The sequence below is a fragment of the Aliirhizobium sp. YIM B11859 genome (assembly GCF_057163345.1).
The window spans coordinates 281,942-301,555 of sequence record NZ_JBXHAY010000005.1; the positions used below are offsets into that span (position 1 = coordinate 281,942).

The window sequence follows — 19,614 nt, forward strand, 5'->3', positions numbered from 1 at the left end:
GCTGATTTTCCTGCCGGAGTATTCATGGCGTCTGTTCGCCCGCTTGCCTTGACCCAGGGCGATCCCGCAGGGATCGGCCCGGACATAACCCTTTCCGCCTGGGCGGCACGGCGGGAAACCGGCCTGCCGCCTTTCCTGTTGATCGGCGATCCCGGGGTATTTTCCGCCCGCGCCGCCCTGCTCGGGCTCGACGTTCCCATCCGTCCGGCAACACCGGAAAATGCCGCATCTATATTCGATGATGCCCTGCCCGTGTTTTCCGTGCCGGCCGGCATCGAAGTCGCGGCCGGCGAACCGCATGTGGCAACCGCGCCCGGCACGATCGCCTCGATCGCGACCGCCGTGGATTTCTGCCTTTCGGGACGCGCATCGGCCGTTGTCACCAATCCGATCGCCAAGTCGGTCCTCTACCAATCCGGATTCCAGTTTCCCGGCCATACCGAATTCCTTGCCGATCTGGCGATGAAGGCGAAGGGTGGAAACCTGCTGCCGGTGATGATGCTGGCCGGACCGAAGCTGCGCGCCATCCCGGTGACGATCCACATTCCGCTCAAGGATGTGCCGCAGGCGCTGACGGAAGATCTGATCGTCGAGACCTGCCGGGTGACCAATCATGACCTGAAGACGCGGTTCGGTATCGGAAAGCCCCGCATTGCAGTCGCCGGCCTCAACCCACATGCGGGCGAAGACGGCGCGATCGGCCTTGAGGATCAGGAGATCATCCATCCGGCCATTGCGCGCCTGCGCGAGGAGGGCCTGCATGTCTTCGGACCGCTGCCCGCCGATACGATGTTCCATGACGAGGCGCGGGCACGCTACGACGTGGCGATCTGCATGTATCATGACCAGGCATTGATCCCGGCCAAGGCGCTCGGCTTCGACAGTTCGGTCAATGTCACGCTCGGACTGCCGTTCATCCGGACCTCGCCCGACCATGGCACCGCGTTCGGCATTGCCGGCCAGGGCGTCGCGCGTGATGCGAGCCTGGTGGAAGCGCTGATGCTTGCTGCACGGCTTGCGGCAAATGCCCAACCTGTCGGCGAGTTCGTCTGATGGCAACACTCGACGGTCTCCCGCCGCTCCGCGACGTCATCCAGCGCCATGGGCTGGATGCGAAGAAGTCGCTTGGGCAGAACTTTCTGTTCGACCTCAACCTGACGCAGAAGATCGCCCGCTCCGCCGGCAGTCTCGAAGGCGTCACGGTGTTCGAAGTCGGCCCCGGCCCTGGTGGCCTGACCCGCTCGATCTTGGCGCTCGGAGCCAAAAAGGTGATCGCCGTCGAGCGGGATGCGCGAGCTCTTCCGGTGCTTGCCGAAGTCGCCGACTATTATCCCGGCCGCCTCGAGGTTATCGAGGGCGATGCTCTGAAGACCGATTTCAAGGCGCTCGCCGCGGAAAAGGCGGAAGGCGGGCCGGTGAAGATCATCGCCAACCTGCCCTACAATATCGGCACGCAATTGCTGATCAACTGGCTGCTTCCCGAAGACGGCATCTGGCCGCCGTTCTGGGATAGCCTGACGCTGATGTTCCAGAAGGAAGTCGGCCTTAGAATCGTCGCCGACGAGCAGGACGACCATTACGGCCGGCTCGGTGTTCTGGCCGGTTGGCGGACGGACGCCCATATGGTTTTCGACGTCCCGCCGCAGGCCTTTTCGCCGCCGCCGAAGGTAAATTCGACCGTCGTTCACCTGACGCCCCGTGCCAATCCGCTGCCCTGCGATGTCTCAAGGCTGGAGCGCATCACCCACGCGGCCTTTGGCCAGCGCCGCAAGATGCTGCGCCAGAGCCTGAAGCCGGTGGGTGGCGAGGCGCTGCTCGACAAGGTGGGCATTGATCCGCAGCGCCGCGCCGAAACGCTGTCGGTTGCGGAATTCGTGATGCTGGCCAACGCGCTCTGAGGCGCGTCGGACAGCATCGGATCTGCGGATTACGATGCCTGCCGCTCCCAGTTCACGAACGGATCGGGCAGGCTCTTCCAGAGATGTGGCACGAAGGCCGGTGCATCGACCAGGCAGGCATCCAGCTCGGCCGTTATCTTCTGCTCGTCCATCGGATCGGTACCGATAAAGACGATCTCCTGCCGACGGTCACCCCAGACCGGATCGAGATAGGGGCGCATCATCGTCGCGAATTCCTCACTGTCTGGCCAGCGTTCCTTCGGCACTGCCGACCACCACAGCCCCATTTTGGCCGTGCGCACCAAAGCCCCCGCCTGGCTGATCTCGCCGACGAGATGCGGTCTCGTGGCCAGCCAGAAAAAACCCTTGGCGCGCACCACGCCCGGCCATGACCGATCGATGAAACGCTGGAAGAGTTCGGGCTCGAACGGCTGCCGTGCCCGATAGACGAAGGAGCGGATGCCATATTCCTCTGTCTCCGGAATATGATCCTTGAAGCCGTTCAACTCCTTGAACCAGAGCGGATGTTCCTGCGCCTTGTCGAAATCGAAACGACTTGTGCCGAGCACGTCCTTCAGATCGACGCGGCCGAAATCCGTTTCGATCAGCCTGGCATCCGGATTGAGCGCCACGACGATCTTCCGCGCGGTGTCGCGTTCGACCTCGGTCGCCGTGCCGACCTTGTTGAGGATCACCACATCGGCGAATTCGATCTGCTCCACCAGCAGATCGACGATGGTACGATTGTCGCCCTCGCCCGCCGTCTCGCCGCGATCGGCAAGGAAATCGCCGGAGCCGTAGTCCTTCAGGAGATTGGCGGCATCGACCACCGTCACCATCGTATCAAGCCTCGCCACGTCCGACAGGCTGAGGCCATTCTCATCGCGGAAATCGAACGTGGCGGCGACCGGCAAGGGCTCGGCAATACCGGTCGATTCGATCAGCAGGTAATCGAACCTGCCCTGCTCGGCGAGTGCCCTCACCTCCTTCAGGAGATCGTCCCTCAGTGTGCAACAGATGCAGCCATTGGTCATTTCCACCAGCTGTTCCTGCGTACGCGACAGATTGGCGCCGCCATCGCGCACCAGGGCCGCATCGATGTTCACCTCGCTCATGTCGTTGACGATCAGCGCCACCCGCATTCCCTCGCGATTTGAAAGAATGTGGTTGAGCAGCGTCGTCTTGCCGGCGCCGAGAAAGCCGGAAAGCACGGTGACGGGAAGTTTGTCGTTCATTGCGAATGTCCGTTGCATCAATTGTTATGTTATACTATTACGTCAACACATGCATGGCGGGTCGTCAAGTCTCCTTCTGGAGTTTTGAGTTCCCCCGCCCGTCATGCAGCAAGTTCGCTGGACAAGCTTCGGCCTGTCTCCTATCAAAGACGCGCTACGGTTCTGCATTCGCAGATGAAAAGGGAATGTGGTGAGGCTTAAGGCCAATTCCGCGACTGCCCTCGCAACTGTAAGCGGCAAGTCTTTCGTCACAGCCACTGGCTCTCAAGGCCGGGAAGGAGACGGGAGATGTTCGAGCCGCAAGTCAGGAGACCTGCCGCAGCAAGGCCAGCCAAACCCGGACGAGGTGTTCCGGCAGGGAGATGTTATGACGCAAGCGACCCCGTCGCCCGCCATGTTGTGCGGACCGCAATTGCGGCCTCGTACAGTCCTGCCTTTCATCCCGGCAAAGCCATTTTTTCTGAAAGGACAGGACATGAAACTCGGCTTGATCGCCGCATTGCTTGCGTTTTGCGCAAGCACCATTCCCGCAACCGCGTTTGCCGCATCGACCAGCTATCCGCTGACGGTTGAAAACTGCGGCCAGAAGGTGACCTTCGACAAGGCGCCAAACAAGATCGTCTCGATCGGCCAGGGCATGACGGAAGTGCTCTATTCGCTTGGGCTTTCCGACAAGGTCGCCGGCACCGCCGTCTGGGTCGGGCCGGTCCTGCCGCAATATGCGGAGGCAAACGCCAGGATCAAGCGGCTTGCCGACAACGACCCGAGCTTCGAATCGATCGTTGGGCTGGAGCCGGATCTGGTTGCTGCCGAATTCGAATGGCATGTCGGACCGATGGGCTCGGTCGCCAAGCGCGAGCAGTTTTCCGACCTTGGCATCAACACCTATATCTCGCCGGCCGATTGCGTCGCCAAGACCAATACCGACGGCGGCGACGGAGTGCGCAAGGAACTGTTCTCGATGGATCTGGTCTATCGGGAAATTTCCGAACTGGCGCAGATTTTCGACGTCACCGATCGCGGTGATGCGCTGATCGCCGATCTCAAGGCCCGCGAGGCATCCGCCGTCGCCTCGATCAAGGGCGCCTCGGCCAAAAACCTGCCGATCGTCTTCTGGTTCTCCAGCAAGGAAACCAAGGGCGATGCTTTCATTGCCGGCAAGAACAGTGCCCCCGCCTATATCCTCAAGACGATCGGGGCGAAGAATGTCGTCTCGACCGAAGAGGAATGGCCGCTGGTCGGATGGGAAACGATCGCACAGGCAGATCCCGCCGTAATCGTCATTGCGACGATGGACCGCCGCCGTTATGCCGCCGACGATCCGGCGGTGAAGACCGCCTTCCTCGAGAACGATCCGGTCGTCAGCCAGCTCGATGCGGTCAAGAACAGACGCTTCGTGATGATGGACGCGCAGTCGATGAACCCGACGATCCGCACGATCGACGGGATCGAGACGCTCGCCAAGGGTATCAAGTCCTTCGGGCTGTCGCAGTGACGCGAGCGCGCTTCAAGATCTGGGCGGCCGGCACTGCCGGCGCCCTTTTTGTCTTCGCCGCTCTCTTCGTTGCGATCACTGCCGGTGTGGCGATCGGCGAGATGACGATCCCGATGAAAACGACCATCGCTGCTGTCAGCAACCGGCTCGGGCTGACCGAAATTCCCCTGCCCCGCATCCAGGAGGCGGTGATCTGGGATTACCGGCTGTCGCGCTCGCTGGTCGCAGCCTTTTGCGGCGCCGGGCTTGCACTCTCGGGAGCGATCCTCCAGTCGCTGCTGCGCAATCCACTGGCAGAACCCTATGTGCTCGGCATCTCGGCCGGTGCCTCAACCGGCGCCGTTTCGGTCATGCTGCTCGGCCTGGGTGGCGGGGCTGTCTCGCTGTCGGCCGGTGCCTTCGGTGGTGCTGTCGTCGCCTTCGCCTTCGTCATCATGCTGACCACCGGCCGGCAGACGGCGGATCGCACCATCCTTGCCGGCGTCGCCGCATCGCAACTATTCAACGCGCTCACCTCCTATATCGTCTCGACCTCCGCCAATGCCGAACAGGCCCGTAGCGTGATGTTCTGGCTGCTTGGCAGCTTTGCCGGCGTCCGCTGGCCCGACGTGGCGCTGTCCGCTTCCGTCGTCGCCATCGGCCTTGTCGTCTGCATCTGGCATTCACGCGCACTCGACGCCTTCACCTTCGGCGAGGATGCCGCCCGTTCACTCGGCATCAGCGTCAACCGGGTGCGCGTCGTGCTGCTTCTCGTCACGGCCTTGATGACAGCCACCATGGTCAGCATGGTTGGCGCCATCGGCTTTGTCGGCCTCGTCATTCCGCATGCCGCCCGCTTCGTCGTCGGCCCTGGCCATCTGCGGCTTTTGCCCGCCTGCGCGCTCACCGGCGCATTGTTCATGGTTGTTGCCGATATCGTCTCACGCACGATCATTGCGCCGCAGGTGCTGCCGATCGGCGTCGTCACGGCCCTGGTCGGCGTGCCGTTCTTCTCCATCATTCTCTATCGCGCGCGCAGGCCCGCATGAGCGCAGATCCCATGTCGATACCCCTCGCCCAAGCCAGCCCCGTACTGGCTGCCAATGCCGTCCGCTTCCTTGCCGGCCGCAAGGTGATCGTCGACGGCATCTCGGTTGCCGTCGCGCCCGGCCAGACGCTCGGCTTGATCGGGCCAAACGGCTCGGGGAAATCCTCGCTGATACGGCTGCTTGCCGGCCTGCGGGCACCGGTCGACGGCAGCGTGACACTGGAGGGCCGGGAAATCGCAGGTTTCGGCCGGCGCGCGCTTGCCCGCCGCGTTGCCGTCGTCGAACAACATTCTACGACGGAGGCCAATGTCACCGTACTCGGCGTCGTGAAGCTCGGCCGCACGCCGCATCGCTCCGCCCTCTCTCCCTGGACGAAGGAGGACGACCGGCTGGTCGACGAGGCGCTGATCCAGGTCGGACTTCAGGACCGACGCGAACAGCTGTGGCACACGCTTTCCGGCGGTGAACGCCAGCGCGTTCAGCTCGCCCGGGCATTGGCGCAGTCACCTGCCGTGCTGATCCTCGACGAGCCGACCAACCATCTCGACATCCAGCACCAGATCGACATCCTGCGACTGGTCGCCGATCTGCCGCTGACCACGGTGGTGGCGATCCACGACCTCAACCTTGCGGCGCGCTTCTGCGACCGGATCGCGGTTCTCTCGGAGGGAAAGCTCGTCGCCTGCGGCGCGCCTGCCGACATATTCACCGAGACACTGATCGCCGATGTCTTCGGGGTCGAGGCGCATGTCTCGACGTCTGCGCATCACGGCCGGCTGCATATTCAGTATCTGATGTAGGCAACGGACCGCCATGCATCCGCATGAGGCGTCATCTGCGCATGGTGAGATGACGCCTATGCCGCCCAGCCTCGGCAATCGGCACGCATCTAATATCTCTACAATATTAAATACAACCAAAAGATTCATTTCCAATACAGATTCATGATTGCGCAACCTGAAGTGTTTATCTTTCGATGAAATCGAATAATACTCACAACAGGAGCCGGCATGGAGCGCCGAGGAGACCTGGACATTGTACGGATAAGCGTATTTCTGCTTCTGATAATATATCACACAAGCCTAATGTACGGTTCAAAGGATTTTTTTATTAAATCTCCGAACAGCAACGCCTATTTCGACATCCTGCATATTCTCAGCCATCCATGGCGCATGAGCCTGCTGTTCCTGATCTCGGGCGTCGCGACGGCCTTCGCGCTTGAGCGATTGTCGCCTGCAGAACTGAGGAGCAGGAGATCGAAACAGCTGCTGCCGCCGCTCATTTTAGGGGTCGCTTTCCTTGTCCCTCCGCAGATCTATGTCTATTTCAACGCCACGGCCGGGATGCCGATCGACATGCTGGGCGTGTTCGCCCGTTATCTCACGTTATCGCCGTTCGACCTGCCGGATGGAGGTCAGGGAGTGCTCTTCCGAATGGAGCACCTGTGGTATCTCGCCTATCTATGGGCCTACACGGCGATCATCGTGTTTCTCGCAACCGCTGCCAGAGAGAAACTTGCAGCATGCGGTATCTGGCTGGCAACACGGCTGAACGGCGTCGGGCTGCTGTTTTGGCCGGCAGCACTGTTCATAGTGCTGCGCGTCGTTTTGCGACCGGTCTTCCCGCCGACAGGCAACATGGCCGAAGACTGGTATAGCCATGCGCTCTACCTGTCCTGCTTCCTCGGCGGCGCGATGCTCGGAAGGCGGGAAGAATTCTGGCAACAGCTCGCAAGGCTGCGCCGGCCGGCGCTGATCCTGTCGCTTCTGTGTGTCCCTGCGCTGCTTTATCGGTTGAGCATTGCACCGCTTGGCGATCATCAGGCGTGGAATTCGCTCACAAGCAACCTGATCCTCGGGCCGTTCAGATGGTGCACCATCGTCGCGATCCTCGGTTACGCCCAGATGCTGAGATCATGGCGGTCAGCGGCGCTGAAATACCTGAACAAGGCGATCCTCAGCTACTACGTGCTGCATCAGACACTGATGCTGCTGATCGCCTATGGACTGGACAGGATGGGCGTCTTCAACACAGCGGCCTTCCTGCCGATCGTCGCGATGACGCTGGCCGCATGCGCAATGATCTACGAAGGATGGCGGCGGCTGAACGGGCTCTTTGCCCGCCCGCAGCAACTCGCCTAAAGCTTCGGCTCTTCGGTCAAAAGCGTGCCGACGAAATCGAACAGGCCGTGGCGGCGGTCGCGACGGACCCGCTCTGCATTTACGATGCAGTTCACGTGGCCAAAGGCCTCATCGAGATCGTCGTTGACGATGACATAGTCATATTCGCGCCAGTGTTCGATCTCGGAGCGGGAATTCAGCAGCCGCGTGCGGATAACATCTTCACTGTCTTCGGCACGGCGATGGAGGCGCGACTGGAGCTCGGTCATGGTGGGCGGCAGCACGAAGATCGAAACGATATCGGCCTTCATCTTTTCCTGCAGCTGCAGGGCGCCCTGCCAGTCGATGTCGAACAGCATGTCGCGGCCTTCGGCCATCGCCTGCTCCACCGGCTCGCGCGGTGTGCCGTAGAAATTGCCATGGACTTCGGCCCATTCCAAAAGCTCGCCGTTGTCGCGCATGCGCTCGAACTGCGGGATGGAGATGAAGTGATAATGTTTGCCGGCGATCTCGCTCGGGCGCTTGGAGCGGGTGGTGACGCTGATCGAAATTTCCAGACTGCGGTCGTCTCTCAGCAGATTTCCGGCAATCGTCGACTTTCCGGCGCCCGACGGCGAGGACAGCACGAGCATCAGTCCCCGCCGGGCAATCTTCGTGTCTGCCTTGTCGGATGGGGTCGATGGTGCCGGGCTCATCTTCTACTCCAGATTCTGGACCTGTTCGCGGAACTGGTCGATGACGACTTTCAGTTCGATCCCTGCAGCCGTTACAGCAGCGGAGTTTGATTTGGAACAGATGGTATTCGATTCGCGGTTAAATTCCTGTGCAAGGAAATCGAGCTTGCGGCCGATAGGCCCGCCCTTCTGCAGCAGTTCGCCGACAGCTTCCACATGCGCCTTCAGCCGGTCGATCTCCTCGCGCAGATCGGCCTTGGTGGCGAGCAGCGCGACTTCTGCATGCAGCCTGTCGCGGTCGAGCCCGGCCTTGTCCTGCAGGATCTGATCGACCTGCTGCGTCAGTCGCCTTGCGATCTCCTCCGGCGTGCGGGACGGATCGGCATCGACGACGTGGGTCAGCTCGGCGATGCGGGCAACATGCGCGGCCAGTACGGAACGGAGCGCTGCCCCTTCCCTCTCGCGCATCTGCCGCAAACTGGCGAGCGCCGTATTCAGGGCCGAGAGAATTGCCGCGTCACGGGCGAGGATTGCCTCTTCGCCATCCTCCTGCTCGCGGATATCGACAAGGCCGCGGATCGAGATCAGCGTATCGAGGCGAAGCGGTGCCGGATCGATGACATCGCCGAGCTCCTCGCGCAACGCCAGCACGGCCGCCAGCGCATCGCGATTGACCACCGCTTCCATGCGCGTGTCGTCGACGGCGATCGACAGCGATGCCTGAATATTTCCGCGTGCGAGATTGTCGCCGATCAGCTTGCGGACATCCTGCTCCAGCCGCTCAAGACCGGGAGGCAGGCGAAGGCGGACATCGAGCCCCTTGCCGTTGACCGATCTCAGCTCCCAGACGATACGGCTGCGGCCGCTTGCCGCTTCCGCGCGGGCAAATCCGGTCATCGACTGCAATGTCATTCATTTCACTCCAGATTCGCCGCCTGATAAAGGAGCGGGCGGCCCGCCGGAAACCGTTTTGCAAAACGCTCAATTGCCCTTTGGCGGCTTCTCGGCGTCTTCGCCATCCGGTTGCCCGTCGACGATCGCGTTGGCATCGCTACCGGCCGCCGAAGAACCGGCGGAGCGCTCGGTCTCCAGCCTGCGCCAGCGCTTCACATTGGCATTGTGCTCTTCGAGCGTCGCGGCAAAGACGTGGCCGCCTGTGCCGTCTGCGACGAAATAGAGATCCTTGGTCCGCCAGGGATTGGCAACAGCCTCAAGCGCCGCGCGGCCGGGATTGGAAATCGGCGTCGGCGGCAGGCCCTTGATCTGGTAGGTGTTGTAGGGCGTCTGTTTCTGCAGGTCGGAGCGATAGATCGGACGGTCGGACGGTTTGCCGTCGCCGCCGAAAATACCGTAGACGATGGTCGGATCGGACTGCAGGCGCATGCCCTTCTGCAGCCGGTTGAAGAAGACGGAGGCGACATGGGCGCGCTCGTCATCCTTGCCCGTCTCACGCTCGACGATGGAGGCGAGCGTGACGAATTCCTCCTTCGTCTTGACCGGCAGGTCCGGATCGCGGCGCTCCCAGATCTGCTCGACGAGCTTCTGCTGGGCCGCATGCATCTGCGACAGGATTTCGGCACGCTTGGTGCCGCGGGAGAACTTGTAGGTATCGGGGCGCAGGCTGCCCTCGGCCGGCAGGTCTGCCGGCATATCGCCTTCGAGAACCGGATCCTCCTGCAGCCGCAACGTCATCTGGCGAACGGTCAGGCCTTCCGGCATCGAGATCGAATAGAGGATCGACTTGCCCGATTCCAGAATTTCGGCGACTTCCTTCATCGAGGCATGCGCCTTGATCTCGTATTCGCCGGCCTTCAGGCTGCGACGGCTGTCGGAAGAGCCGACGTAACCGAGATTGACCGCGGTGACGTAACGGAAGATGCGGGCATCCTCGATGATCTCGTTGCGCTCGAGATTGGTGGCGATCTCGGCGATACCGGCGCCTTCGCGGACGACGAAATTGGTGTTGGCGGCAAGCGGACCGGGACCGTGATAGGTCGACATCGCCCAATAGAAGATCGCTGCGCCGAAAAGGCAGACCAGCACGAGCATGGTCATCAGGAAATTAAAGAAGATGATGACCTGGCTGCGCGCCTTGCGCGAGCGCTTGGGCGGTTCGGGAACACGCTCGGGCTTCAATGCTTCGTTAGGCGACTTCGGAATGATCGGGCCGCGGCTTGCACCATTGCCCGCATAATTGCCGTTGCCGTTCCCACCGGCGTTACCACCACCTGGGGGAATCTCGCCTACGTCATTGGAATTGCTCAACCGCACCCCCCATTACATCACTTGGAATCCAACCCGCTATCTGCCCAATCAATGCGGCAAAAGCAGGTTCAGAAAATGGTACCGGCCGGACGGGAAGTCCAGCCGGCGATGGAGGCTCCACAGCCTTTTGACTTATGCGTCGTAGCGCTTGAGCACGAGCGACGCATTGGTCCCGCCGAAACCGAAGGAATTCGACAGGGCAACATTGACATCACGCTTGCGCGCGGTGTGCGGCACGAGATCGATCGCTGTCTCGACGTCGGGGGTGTCGAGGTTGAGCGTCGGCGGCACGATATTGTCGCGGATCGACAGTGCCGCAAAAATCGCCTCGACCGAACCGGCGGCTCCGAGAAGATGGCCGATCGCCGATTTGGTCGACGACATGGAGATTTTCGACGCGGCATTGCCGACCAGGCGCTCGACCGCGCCGAGCTCGATCGTGTCGGCCATGGTGGAGGTGCCGTGGGCGTTGATGTAATCAAGATCGGACGGCGCCAGGCCGGCGCGTTTCATCGCCATGGTCATGCATCGGAACGCGCCGTCGCCATCTTCCGATGGTGCGGTGATGTGATAGGCATCCCCCGACAGTCCGTAACCGACGACTTCGGCGTAAATCTTGGCGCCGCGCGCCTTGGCGTGTTCGAGTTCCTCGAGCACGACGATGCCGGCACCTTCGCCCATGACGAAACCGTCGCGGTCGCGGTCATAGGGGCGCGAGGCCTTCTGCGGATCGTCATTATGCTGGGTCGACAGCGCCTTGCAGGCGGCAAAGCCTGCGAGCGCAATACGGCAGATCGGCGATTCGGCACCGCCGGCCACCATTACGTCGGCGTCGCCAAATATGATCAGCCGAGCTGCATCGCCGATCGCGTGCGCGCCGGTGGAACAAGCGGTGACGACCGAATGATTTGGCCCGCGAAGCTTGTGTCGGATCGAAACCTGTCCGGAGACGAGGTTGATCAGGCGACCGGGAATGAAGAAAGGCGATACGCGGCGCGGTCCTTTGTCGCGGAGCGTATAACCAGCCTCGACGATGCCTTCCAGCCCGCCAATGCCGGAACCGATCAGCACGCCTGTGGCGATCTGATCCTCGTCCGTCTGAGGATGCCAGCCGGCATCTTCGAGCGCCATTTCGGCGGCGGCCATGCCGTAGAGAATGAAGGGATCGACCTTGCGCTGTTCCTTGGGCTCCATCCACTGATCGGCATTAAACGTGCCGTCTGTGCCGTCGCCTACGGGAATGCGGCAGGCAATCTTTGCAGGAAGATCCTCGACCTCGAATTCGGTCACCAGTCTTGCAGCATTCTGGCCGTTAAGCAGACGCTGCCAGCTAATTTCAGTTCCGCATCCGAGCGGTGATACCATGCCGGTACCGGTGATAACGACACGCCTCATCGCCAGCGGCCCACCCCGTATTTCATGATCCAGTTGTTGAAACGGCCCGAACTAGCGGGCCGTCGTGAGAGATCGCTGCCCACACGAAGCAGGCAGCGTCCCCAATATGTCGTCGATCAGGCCTGGGCCTTTTCGATGAACTTGACCGCGTCGCCGACGGTCAGGATCGAGTCAGCGGCATCGTCCGGGATTTCAACGCCGAACTCTTCTTCGAAAGCCATGACCAGTTCGACGGTGTCGAGCGAATCTGCACCCAGATCGTCGATGAAGCTTGCGCCTTCGACAACCTTGTCGGCATCAACGCCGAGATGATCAATGACAATTTTCTTAACGCGTTCTGCGATATCGCTCATGTCGGTTTCCTCGACCTTTATCTTTTCAGGATGCCGGTGTGGCATCCAAATCCTGTTAAACCTGCAACTGCACCTTTTCGGGCGCCGATGCCGGCAAACCCCACCACCCCTGATCCGGTTCCGCACACCATGCTCACGCTATGTGACGACCTGAATTTCAGGGTGACATTTTCACAGTCATGGCCCGATTAACACGGTTTGACTGTTCCGAAAAGCCAGAATTTGTTCCCTCCCACAGCCGAGAAGCCCTGTTCTCAGCCCGTTTAGGAACAAAGCCCGACTATCAGATCATTGCCATGCCGCCGTTGACGTGTAGCGTCTGTCCGGTGACGTAGCCTGCCTCATCGGAGGCGAGATAGAGAACGGCGGCTGCGATGTCCGAGCCGGCGCCCATGCGCTTCATCGGGATCGCCCCCATGATCGCTTCCTTCTGCTTGTCATTCAGCTTGCCGGTCATTGCGCTGTCGATGAAGCCTGGAGCAACGCAGTTGACCGTGACGTTGCGGGTGGCGATTTCCTGGGCAAGCGACTTGGAGAAGCCGATCATGCCGGCCTTGGAGGCGCAATAATTGGTCTGGCCCGGATTGCCGGTAACGCCGACGATCGAGGTGATGTTGATGATGCGGCCGTGACGGCGACGCATCATCGGATGGGTCAGTTCACGCGTCAGGCGGAAGACGGCGGTCAGGTTGACTTCGAGAACCGCATCCCAGTCATCGTCGCTCATGCGGACGAACAGGCCGTCCTTGGTGATACCGGCATTGTTGACGAGAATGTCGATGCCGCCGAGTTCGGCCTCGGCCTTTTCGCCAAGCGCCTTGACCTCGGCACGATCGGACAGGTTGGCCGGGAAGATATGGACGCGTTCGCCAAGCTCGGCGGCCAGCGCCTCGAGCTTTTCGACGCGGGTGCCATGCAGGCCGACAATGGCACCCTGCTTGTGGAGAAGGCGGGCGATATCTTCGCCGAGACCACCGGTCGCGCCGGTAACGAGAGCCTTGCGGCCGGTCAGATCAAACATCACAGTGTTCCTTTATCTTCAGCCGAGAATGGCGGCGATGGCCGCGTCGATATCGGCCGGGGTGTTTACGGCAACGCCGGAGATATTCTTGTCGATGCGGCGGGCAAGACCCGTCAGCACCTTGCCGGAGCCAATTTCATACAGTGTGGTCACGCCATTGGCGCCGAACCATTCGACCGTCTCGCGCCAGCGAACCTGGCCGGTCACCTGGGTGACGAGCAGCCTGGCGATCTCTTCGGCATCGGTGACGGGCGTCGCACGGACATTGGCGACGACCGGCACGACCGGGTTGTTCTTCTCCACCTTATCGAGCGCGTGGCGCATGGCGTCGGCGGCCGGCGCCATCAGGTCGGAATGGAAGGGAGCGGAAACAGCGAGCAGGATAGCGCGCTTGGCGCCTTTTTCGGTTGCCAGGCCAGCTGCCTTCTCGACCGCCGCCTTGGAACCGGAAATCACCAACTGGCCGCCGCCATTGTCGTTGGCGATCTGGCAGACGCCCTCCGCCCTGGCTTCAGCACAGATGGCGTCGACATCACCATGCTCCAGTCCGATGATTGCTGCCATGGCGCCCTGACCGACCGGAACGGCCGACTGCATGGCATCACCACGGATGCGCAAAAGCTTTGCCGTGTTAGAGAGCGAGAAGGTGCCGGCAGCACAGAGGGCGGAATATTCGCCGAGCGAATGGCCGGCGACATAGGAAACCTTGTCGGCAAGAACGAGCCCGCGGGCCTGGAGAACCCGCATCGTGGCGATCGATACCGCCATCAGCGCCGGCTGGGCGTTGGCTGTCAGCGTCAGTGTCTCTTCCGGGCCATTCCACATGACGTCGGAAAGTTTCTGGCCGAGCGCCTCGTCGACTTCTTCGAAAACCGCGCGGGCTTCGGGAAAGGCGTCGGCCAGTTCCTTGCCCATGCCGACGGCCTGGCTGCCCTGACCGGGAAATGTGAATGCGATGCTCATGGGGATTTTCCTTCCCTTAAGGCCCTGTGCTTTGCCTCTCCATTCACATTTGGTTCCGGAGAGTCAAGGGCGGGAACATGCCAGCACCCAGTCCTTCCACGCTAATCGGCCGGCATATCGCCCATTGCCGGCGTTGAAACCAAGGCCATCCATTGCAACTCTCCCTCCCTTGCACTGCAGCAATTCCTGCTTAAAGTCCGGCCGAACTTTGCAGACAGGACAGCCCGATGAAATTCAACAAACTTGGCCGCACCGACATGTCGGTTTCGGAAATCTGCCTCGGCACCATGACCTGGGGCACGCAGAATTCGGAGGACGAGGCCCACGGCCAGATGGACTATGCCGTCGAACACGGCGTCAATTTTTTCGATACTGCCGAACTCTATCCAACCACGCCGGTCAGCGGCGAAACCTATGGCCGCACCGAAGAGTATATCGGCACCTGGCTGAAAAAGACCGGCAAGCGTGGTGACATCGTCCTCGCCACCAAGATCGCCGGTGGCGGACGGCCGCATATCCGCGATGGACGCCCGATCACGCCCGAGACGATCCGTGAGGCTGTCGATGCCAGCCTGAAGCGGCTGCAGACCGACTATATCGACCTTTACCAGATCCACTGGCCGAACCGGAACCATTACCATTTCCGCGGCGTGTGGGATTTCGACGTCTCGAAGCAGGATCGCGATCTGTCTGTTTCCGCCATCGAACAGAAACTCGACACACTTTCCGAACTGGTCAAGGCCGGCAAGATCCGCGCCATCGGCCTGTCCAACGAGACGGCCTGGGGCACGATGCAATATCTGCGCATGGCCGAGGAAAAGGGCCTGCCGCGCGTCGCCTCGATCCAGAACGAATACAATCTTCTCTATCGAACCTTCGATCTCGACCTCGCCGAAGTCGCCCATCACGACGATGTCGGGCTGCTGGCCTATTCGCCGCTCGCCGCGGGCCTGCTGTCGGGCAAATATCTGGGCGGTGCCCGCCCGGAAGGTTCGCGTGCGACGATCAACAGCGATCTCGGCGGACGCATGCAGCCGAGGCAGGAACCGGCCGTGAAGGCCTATCTCGATATCGCCGCCAAACACGGGCTCGACCCCAACCAGATGGCGCTCGCCTTCTGTCTGACACGACCGTTCATGACCTCCGTCATCATCGGCGCAACCTCGATGGAACAGCTGAAGGTCGATATCGGCGCTGCCGACGTCACGCTGTCGAACGAAGCGATGAAGGATATCGCCGAAATCCACCGGCTCTACCCGATGCCGATCTGACCTGATCCATCACTTTTACGAAACGCCCCGGCCTCGGTGAACGAGTGCCGGGGCGTTTTGCTTTCCTGTATTGCCGCTTCCTCAGGCGATCAGGGCCGGCGCCACGAACCGGCCCGCCGACTGGAGAAAACTGATCGACGGCGCAAAGAAATATTCGCCGCCTTTCAGGGTAACACTCTGCTGGAAGTCGAAAGTGGCAACATTCGGCGGCACCTGCCATTCGTCCGGCCATCTGTTCTGATCGACGGTGGCAGCCCGTTGCGGCTGGCCGATGACGACATCGATGCCGGTATCGGTTACCGGAAAGTCCGGATTATTCGCCCAGGCGCTCTGGGTGAATTCGAACTGCTCGTTGATATCCGCCATATAGGCCATGAAGATGAGGCCGACGCCAGTTTCGGGCAGATCGTCCTTGTTAAAATCCGCTCCGGGTGGCCGCGGCGCTCTCTCGCCATAGGTTATGCCGCGCCGGGCCATGATGCGCGAACGGACGAAATTGCTACCCGGCGTCCGCGGATTGGTCTTGCGGATATGCGCACGGAAGGGACACTTCATCCCCTCCGGCCCTTGATAGTCGAAATCGTTGGTCGGTCGCCCGGCAATGGCTACAGGCGACAGGACGACGGGTGTGCCATCTTCGAAACGACCAACCACCAGCGCTCCGGCGCGCTCCTCTTCTGCCGGAGCAAGTGTCAATTCCGTTGCAAGTTCCTCCTCCTGCTCCTTGAACCTCTTCACGTTCTGCTCGAGTTTGCGATAGACGAAATAGCTGCCGCAGGAAAATGCCGTCGGATTGCCGGGGTCGGGCACGATGAACTGCGATGGCTTGAATTCCTCGATCCACGCGCCGACCGGCTTCGGATTACCGTCCTCGTCGAGCAAATCGTCTTCGAGAAACAGCGGCTGGCTGCGACCATCGACGTAACCGAAATGCTCGATCCCCTCGCCCTTTTCATCGCCGCCTGGTTGAAGACGCCGCTGCGCCAGACCGATATCCGCGCCAAGAACAGTCGCGTTATGCTTGGCAAACACACGCTCGAGAGCGACTGCGGCTCTTTCGACCAGCGCCACCTCGTCATCGGCGACCAGCACCATCGCGTCCGGGGTGTTCTTGACGGGGTCCCAGGCGCCGCCGGTTTCCCATTCCGACCGGACAGGATCATTTATCGACGGGAACGGGTCTGCGATCGTACTGAACGTCATGGGGTCGAGGCGGCCGCGCTTGACCATCCCCTCGCGAAAAGCATGATCACCAGGGATGTTGGTGCCGGCGATCCCGAGCGCCCTGTAGCCGCCGCTGCTCAACATGACGCACACGACCGTGCCGCCACTCACCCCTGCCGCCTTGAACGCGGCCGCCTCGCGCAACTGTTCCAGTGCCGAGGTCGTGACGAAAGACAGGTCGCGCAGGAGAGCTGCGACCTCACCGGATGTCATTCCGTCAAAGCTCAAGAAAATATTCTGCGTATGATCGCGCCCATGCCCCTTCAGGATATTTGCCTGCAAGTCGGTCAGAAGCGACAGCAAGTCGCCATCCGTGGTCCAGTCCCTCCATCTGATCGGCTCGTCCAAGAGTGTCTGCAAATTCGCCATGCCCCCAACTCCCTTTGCTTCCAGGTCCAAAAAAGTTGACCAAAAGCATAAATACAACCTTGAGTATACAGTTGTCCATAGAGCTATTTTTGCGCGATTTGCAGCGGCCCTTGCCTTCCTTCCAAAAATCCGTATAAGGCGCCTTGTTCGAACACCCGGTCTTCTGGCTGGTGGCTGTACGGAGGGCAGGTCTGCGAAAGCGGATCGCAGGAACCACAAGCGTTCCGGTCTCCCGTGTCTCCGCTCTCGACCGTCTCGATACAACACTTTTCTTGCCGGGGCCTTGGCCTCCAGGAGCAGTCGTTGAGGCTTAGCCGCCGAAACCGGGTGACAAAACAACCGCAAGAAAAGGCAAAGCTTACATGGCTCTTTACGAACACGTATTCCTTGCCCGGCAGGATATGTCCGCACAGCAGGTTGATGCCCTCGTCGAACAGTACAAGGGTGTCATCGAAGCTAACGGCGGCAAGGTCGGGCGCATTGAAAATTGGGGCCTCAAGTCCCTGACGTACCGCATCAAGAAGAACCGCAAGGCTCACTACGCCCTGATGGACATCGATGCTCCGGCTGCTGCCGTGCATGAGATGGAACGCCAGATGCGCATCAACGAAGACGTTCTTCGTTACATGACGCTTTCGGTCGAGAAGCACGAAGAAGGTGCATCCGCAATGATGCAGAAGCGCGACCGTGACGACCGTCCGCGTGACGATCGTGGCCCGCGCCGCGAATTCGGTGACCGTCCGCCGCGCCGTGACTTCGGCGATCGTCCCCCGCGTGAGGGTGGCTTCGAGCGGGCACCTCGCCCGGCTCGTGACGCTTAATCGGATAGAAGGAGAAAAGACCAATGGCTGACGTATCCTCCTCCCCGGCACGCCGTCCGTTCCATCGTCGTCGCAAGACCTGCCCGTTCTCGGGTGCCAATGCGCCGAAGATCGACTACAAGGACGTTCGTCTCCTGCAGCGCTACATTTCCGAGCGCGGCAAGATCGTACCGTCCCGTATCACGGCCGTTTCCCAGAAGAAGCAGCGCGAACTGGCCCAGGCCATCAAGCGCGCCCGTTTCCTCGGCCTGCTGCCCTACGTTCTTTCCTAATCTGAATATCGGACCCGCCGATCGAAAGTCGGCGGGTTCATTCTCCCTTCCGCGTTGGGCGCGGATCGGAAACTCCAATGCCGCAGACGCGTTTCGCCCGAGCCTGGCTTGAACGAAACTGTCGCGGACCAAACCCCATGTTGGGGATGAAGTGCCTGTCATCCTGACTAAGGCCCGTCCCCTAACTGCTTGATCTGGCAGGACAGCGAGACCGTGACGAACAAGATTTCAACAGTGCTGCCCACCGGCATTCTTGCCGGCGTCGTTGCCACCCTCCTTGCGATGGGTGCGAGCACGCAGTCTTCGCTCGGCGCGATGCTTTATGCCGCCTCCGCTCTTCCCATTCTGGTTGCCGGCCTTGGCTGGGGCAACCGCGCCGCGATCATCGGCATCGTCACCGCAGCCCTTCTCGGCGCCGTGATGATGCAATCGGCCTATTTCGCCGTCACCATGGCCGTCGCAACTCTCATTCCGGCCGGCTGGCTGTCGCATCTTGCCAATCTTGCGCGCCCCGCTTCGGAACTCGGCGGGCCGGACAATCTCGTTGCCTGGTACCCAATTTCCGACATCCTTCTGCATCTGTGCGGCCTGGTGACGCTTGCCATCATCGCGCTCGGCGTCGCCATCGGCTACGGACCGGAGCTTGTCGGCCAGGTGGTCGATGCAATGACGGCAGCACTGCAGGCGCAGGAACCGGCTCTTGCCCTCGACCCCGCCGGTGCTGCGCAATGGAAGTCGACCATGCTTCTGATGCTGCCGATGGTTCAGGGCGGCATCTGGGTGCTTTTCCTGTTTGCGGCCTTCTACTTCGCCATCCGCATCGTGTCGCGCAGCGGCCGGGCAGTGCGTCCGCGCGAGGACATGCCGTCGGCCTTGAGGATGAACCGCTACGCGATCTTCATCTTTCTCGCCGGCATCGTGCTTACCTTTGTCGGCGGCATTCCGGCGATGGTCGGCGCAACGATCTGCGGCACGTTCGGCGCAGGCTTCCTGATGTCCGGCTTCGCCGTCATCCATTTCCATTCGAAGGGCAAGGACTGGCGATTGCCGGCCCTTATTCTCGCATACCTCTCTTCCGTGCTCGTCATTCCGACGTTGGCGATCCTCGTGCTCGGTCTCATCGACACGCGCCGGACGATCGCGCTGACGCCGGCAAAGGACGACGCGGACCAGAATAAAACCAATTCAGAAACTTGAAGATCAGAAAGGA

At 61.1% G+C, this 19,614-nt stretch carries 19 protein-coding genes and 1 riboswitch; of the genes, 10 read left to right on the top strand and 9 right to left on the bottom strand.

Going from position 1 to position 19,614, the window contains the following annotated elements:
* Window positions 1-24 precede the first annotated feature (24 nt).
* Entirely contained in the window at window positions 25-1,053 is a 1,029-nt protein-coding gene (pdxA, locus tag AC2GXZ_RS20830; protein ID WP_483761120.1) for a 4-hydroxythreonine-4-phosphate dehydrogenase PdxA, read from the top strand.
* Window positions 1,053-1,898, top strand: coding sequence for a 16S rRNA (adenine(1518)-N(6)/adenine(1519)-N(6))-dimethyltransferase RsmA (rsmA, locus tag AC2GXZ_RS20835; protein ID WP_483761121.1), 846 nt, complete (start codon window positions 1,053-1,055; stop codon window positions 1,896-1,898). The genes pdxA and rsmA overlap by 1 nt, the downstream gene beginning before the upstream one ends.
* Before the next feature lie 29 nt (window positions 1,899-1,927).
* Here rsmA and zigA read toward each other — a convergent pair whose 3' ends face one another.
* Window positions 1,928-3,133 carry a zinc metallochaperone GTPase ZigA gene (gene zigA / locus AC2GXZ_RS20840; protein ID WP_483761122.1) on the bottom strand — a complete coding sequence of 402 codons (1,206 nt, stop codon included), beginning with the start codon at window positions 3,131-3,133 and terminating at the stop codon, window positions 1,928-1,930.
* A gap of 140 nt (window positions 3,134-3,273) precedes the next feature.
* Window positions 3,274-3,468: riboswitch (cobalamin riboswitch) on the top strand.
* A 140-nt stretch (window positions 3,469-3,608) separates the two neighbouring features.
* On the opposite strand from zigA, the gene AC2GXZ_RS20845 reads away from it, so the two are divergent.
* From AC2GXZ_RS20845 to AC2GXZ_RS20860, 4 genes are all read left to right on the top strand, one after another.
* Window positions 3,609-4,628 (top strand): ABC transporter substrate-binding protein, encoded by a 1,020-nt coding sequence (locus tag AC2GXZ_RS20845; protein ID WP_483761123.1) that lies wholly within the window; start codon window positions 3,609-3,611, stop codon window positions 4,626-4,628.
* Window positions 4,625-5,656, top strand: coding sequence for a FecCD family ABC transporter permease (locus tag AC2GXZ_RS20850; protein WP_483761124.1), 1,032 nt, complete (start codon window positions 4,625-4,627; stop codon window positions 5,654-5,656). Before AC2GXZ_RS20845 ends, AC2GXZ_RS20850 begins: the two co-directional genes overlap by 4 nt.
* A complete protein-coding gene (locus tag AC2GXZ_RS20855) occupies window positions 5,653-6,456 on the top strand; it encodes an ABC transporter ATP-binding protein (protein WP_483761125.1) in 804 nt (267 codons plus the stop codon). The genes AC2GXZ_RS20850 and AC2GXZ_RS20855 overlap by 4 nt, the downstream gene beginning before the upstream one ends.
* A gap of 210 nt (window positions 6,457-6,666) precedes the next feature.
* Complete coding sequence (locus AC2GXZ_RS20860) at window positions 6,667-7,797, top strand: acyltransferase family protein (protein ID WP_483761126.1); 1,131 nt, start codon at window positions 6,667-6,669, stop codon at window positions 7,795-7,797.
* Here AC2GXZ_RS20860 and gmk read toward each other — a convergent pair.
* From gmk to fabD, 7 genes are all read right to left on the bottom strand, one after another.
* Window positions 7,794-8,471: a guanylate kinase gene (gene gmk / locus AC2GXZ_RS20865; RefSeq protein ID WP_483761127.1), complete on the bottom strand. Its 678-nt coding sequence runs from the start codon at window positions 8,469-8,471 to the stop codon at window positions 7,794-7,796. The genes AC2GXZ_RS20860 and gmk overlap by 4 nt on opposite strands.
* A 3-nt stretch (window positions 8,472-8,474) precedes the next feature.
* A complete protein-coding gene (locus AC2GXZ_RS20870) occupies window positions 8,475-9,362 on the bottom strand; it encodes a YicC/YloC family endoribonuclease (RefSeq protein ID WP_483761128.1) in 888 nt (295 codons plus the stop codon).
* Between the two features lie 69 nt (window positions 9,363-9,431).
* Window positions 9,432-10,613 (bottom strand): endolytic transglycosylase MltG, encoded by a 1,182-nt coding sequence (gene mltG, locus AC2GXZ_RS20875; RefSeq protein WP_483761243.1) that lies wholly within the window; start codon window positions 10,611-10,613, stop codon window positions 9,432-9,434.
* A gap of 234 nt (window positions 10,614-10,847) precedes the next feature.
* Window positions 10,848-12,110 (bottom strand): beta-ketoacyl-ACP synthase II, encoded by a 1,263-nt coding sequence (gene fabF, locus AC2GXZ_RS20880; RefSeq protein WP_483761129.1) that lies wholly within the window; start codon window positions 12,108-12,110, stop codon window positions 10,848-10,850.
* Between the two features lie 116 nt (window positions 12,111-12,226).
* On the bottom strand, window positions 12,227-12,463 hold the full coding sequence (locus tag AC2GXZ_RS20885; RefSeq protein ID WP_003502080.1) for an acyl carrier protein: 237 nt from the start codon (window positions 12,461-12,463) through the stop codon (window positions 12,227-12,229).
* Between the two features lie 283 nt (window positions 12,464-12,746).
* Window positions 12,747-13,484: a 3-oxoacyl-[acyl-carrier-protein] reductase gene (fabG, locus tag AC2GXZ_RS20890; RefSeq protein ID WP_483761130.1), complete on the bottom strand. Its 738-nt coding sequence runs from the start codon at window positions 13,482-13,484 to the stop codon at window positions 12,747-12,749.
* Between the two features lie 18 nt (window positions 13,485-13,502).
* Window positions 13,503-14,447 (bottom strand): ACP S-malonyltransferase, encoded by a 945-nt coding sequence (gene fabD, locus AC2GXZ_RS20895; RefSeq protein ID WP_483761131.1) that lies wholly within the window; start codon window positions 14,445-14,447, stop codon window positions 13,503-13,505.
* A gap of 227 nt (window positions 14,448-14,674) precedes the next feature.
* Between fabD and AC2GXZ_RS20900 the strand changes: the two genes are divergently transcribed.
* Window positions 14,675-15,718 (top strand): aldo/keto reductase, encoded by a 1,044-nt coding sequence (locus AC2GXZ_RS20900; RefSeq protein WP_483761132.1) that lies wholly within the window; start codon window positions 14,675-14,677, stop codon window positions 15,716-15,718.
* An 81-nt stretch (window positions 15,719-15,799) separates the two neighbouring features.
* On the opposite strand, the gene AC2GXZ_RS20905 is transcribed toward AC2GXZ_RS20900, so the two are convergent.
* Window positions 15,800-17,311, bottom strand: coding sequence for a Dyp-type peroxidase (locus AC2GXZ_RS20905; RefSeq protein WP_483761133.1), 1,512 nt, complete (start codon window positions 17,309-17,311; stop codon window positions 15,800-15,802).
* Window positions 17,312-17,673: 362 nt separating this feature from the next.
* On the opposite strand from AC2GXZ_RS20905, the gene rpsF reads away from it, so the two are divergent.
* The 3 genes from rpsF to AC2GXZ_RS20920 all read left to right on the top strand — a co-directional run bounded on the left by rpsF (window position 17,674) and on the right by AC2GXZ_RS20920 (window position 19,601).
* Complete coding sequence (gene rpsF, locus AC2GXZ_RS20910; protein ID WP_483761134.1) at window positions 17,674-18,132, top strand: 30S ribosomal protein S6; 459 nt, start codon at window positions 17,674-17,676, stop codon at window positions 18,130-18,132.
* A 23-nt stretch (window positions 18,133-18,155) separates the two neighbouring features.
* On the top strand, window positions 18,156-18,404 hold the full coding sequence (gene rpsR / locus AC2GXZ_RS20915; RefSeq protein ID WP_483761135.1) for a 30S ribosomal protein S18: 249 nt from the start codon (window positions 18,156-18,158) through the stop codon (window positions 18,402-18,404).
* Between the two features lie 213 nt (window positions 18,405-18,617).
* Complete coding sequence (locus AC2GXZ_RS20920; protein WP_483761136.1) at window positions 18,618-19,601, top strand: DUF2232 domain-containing protein; 984 nt, start codon at window positions 18,618-18,620, stop codon at window positions 19,599-19,601.
* The last annotated feature ends 13 nt before the right edge of the window (window positions 19,602-19,614 follow it).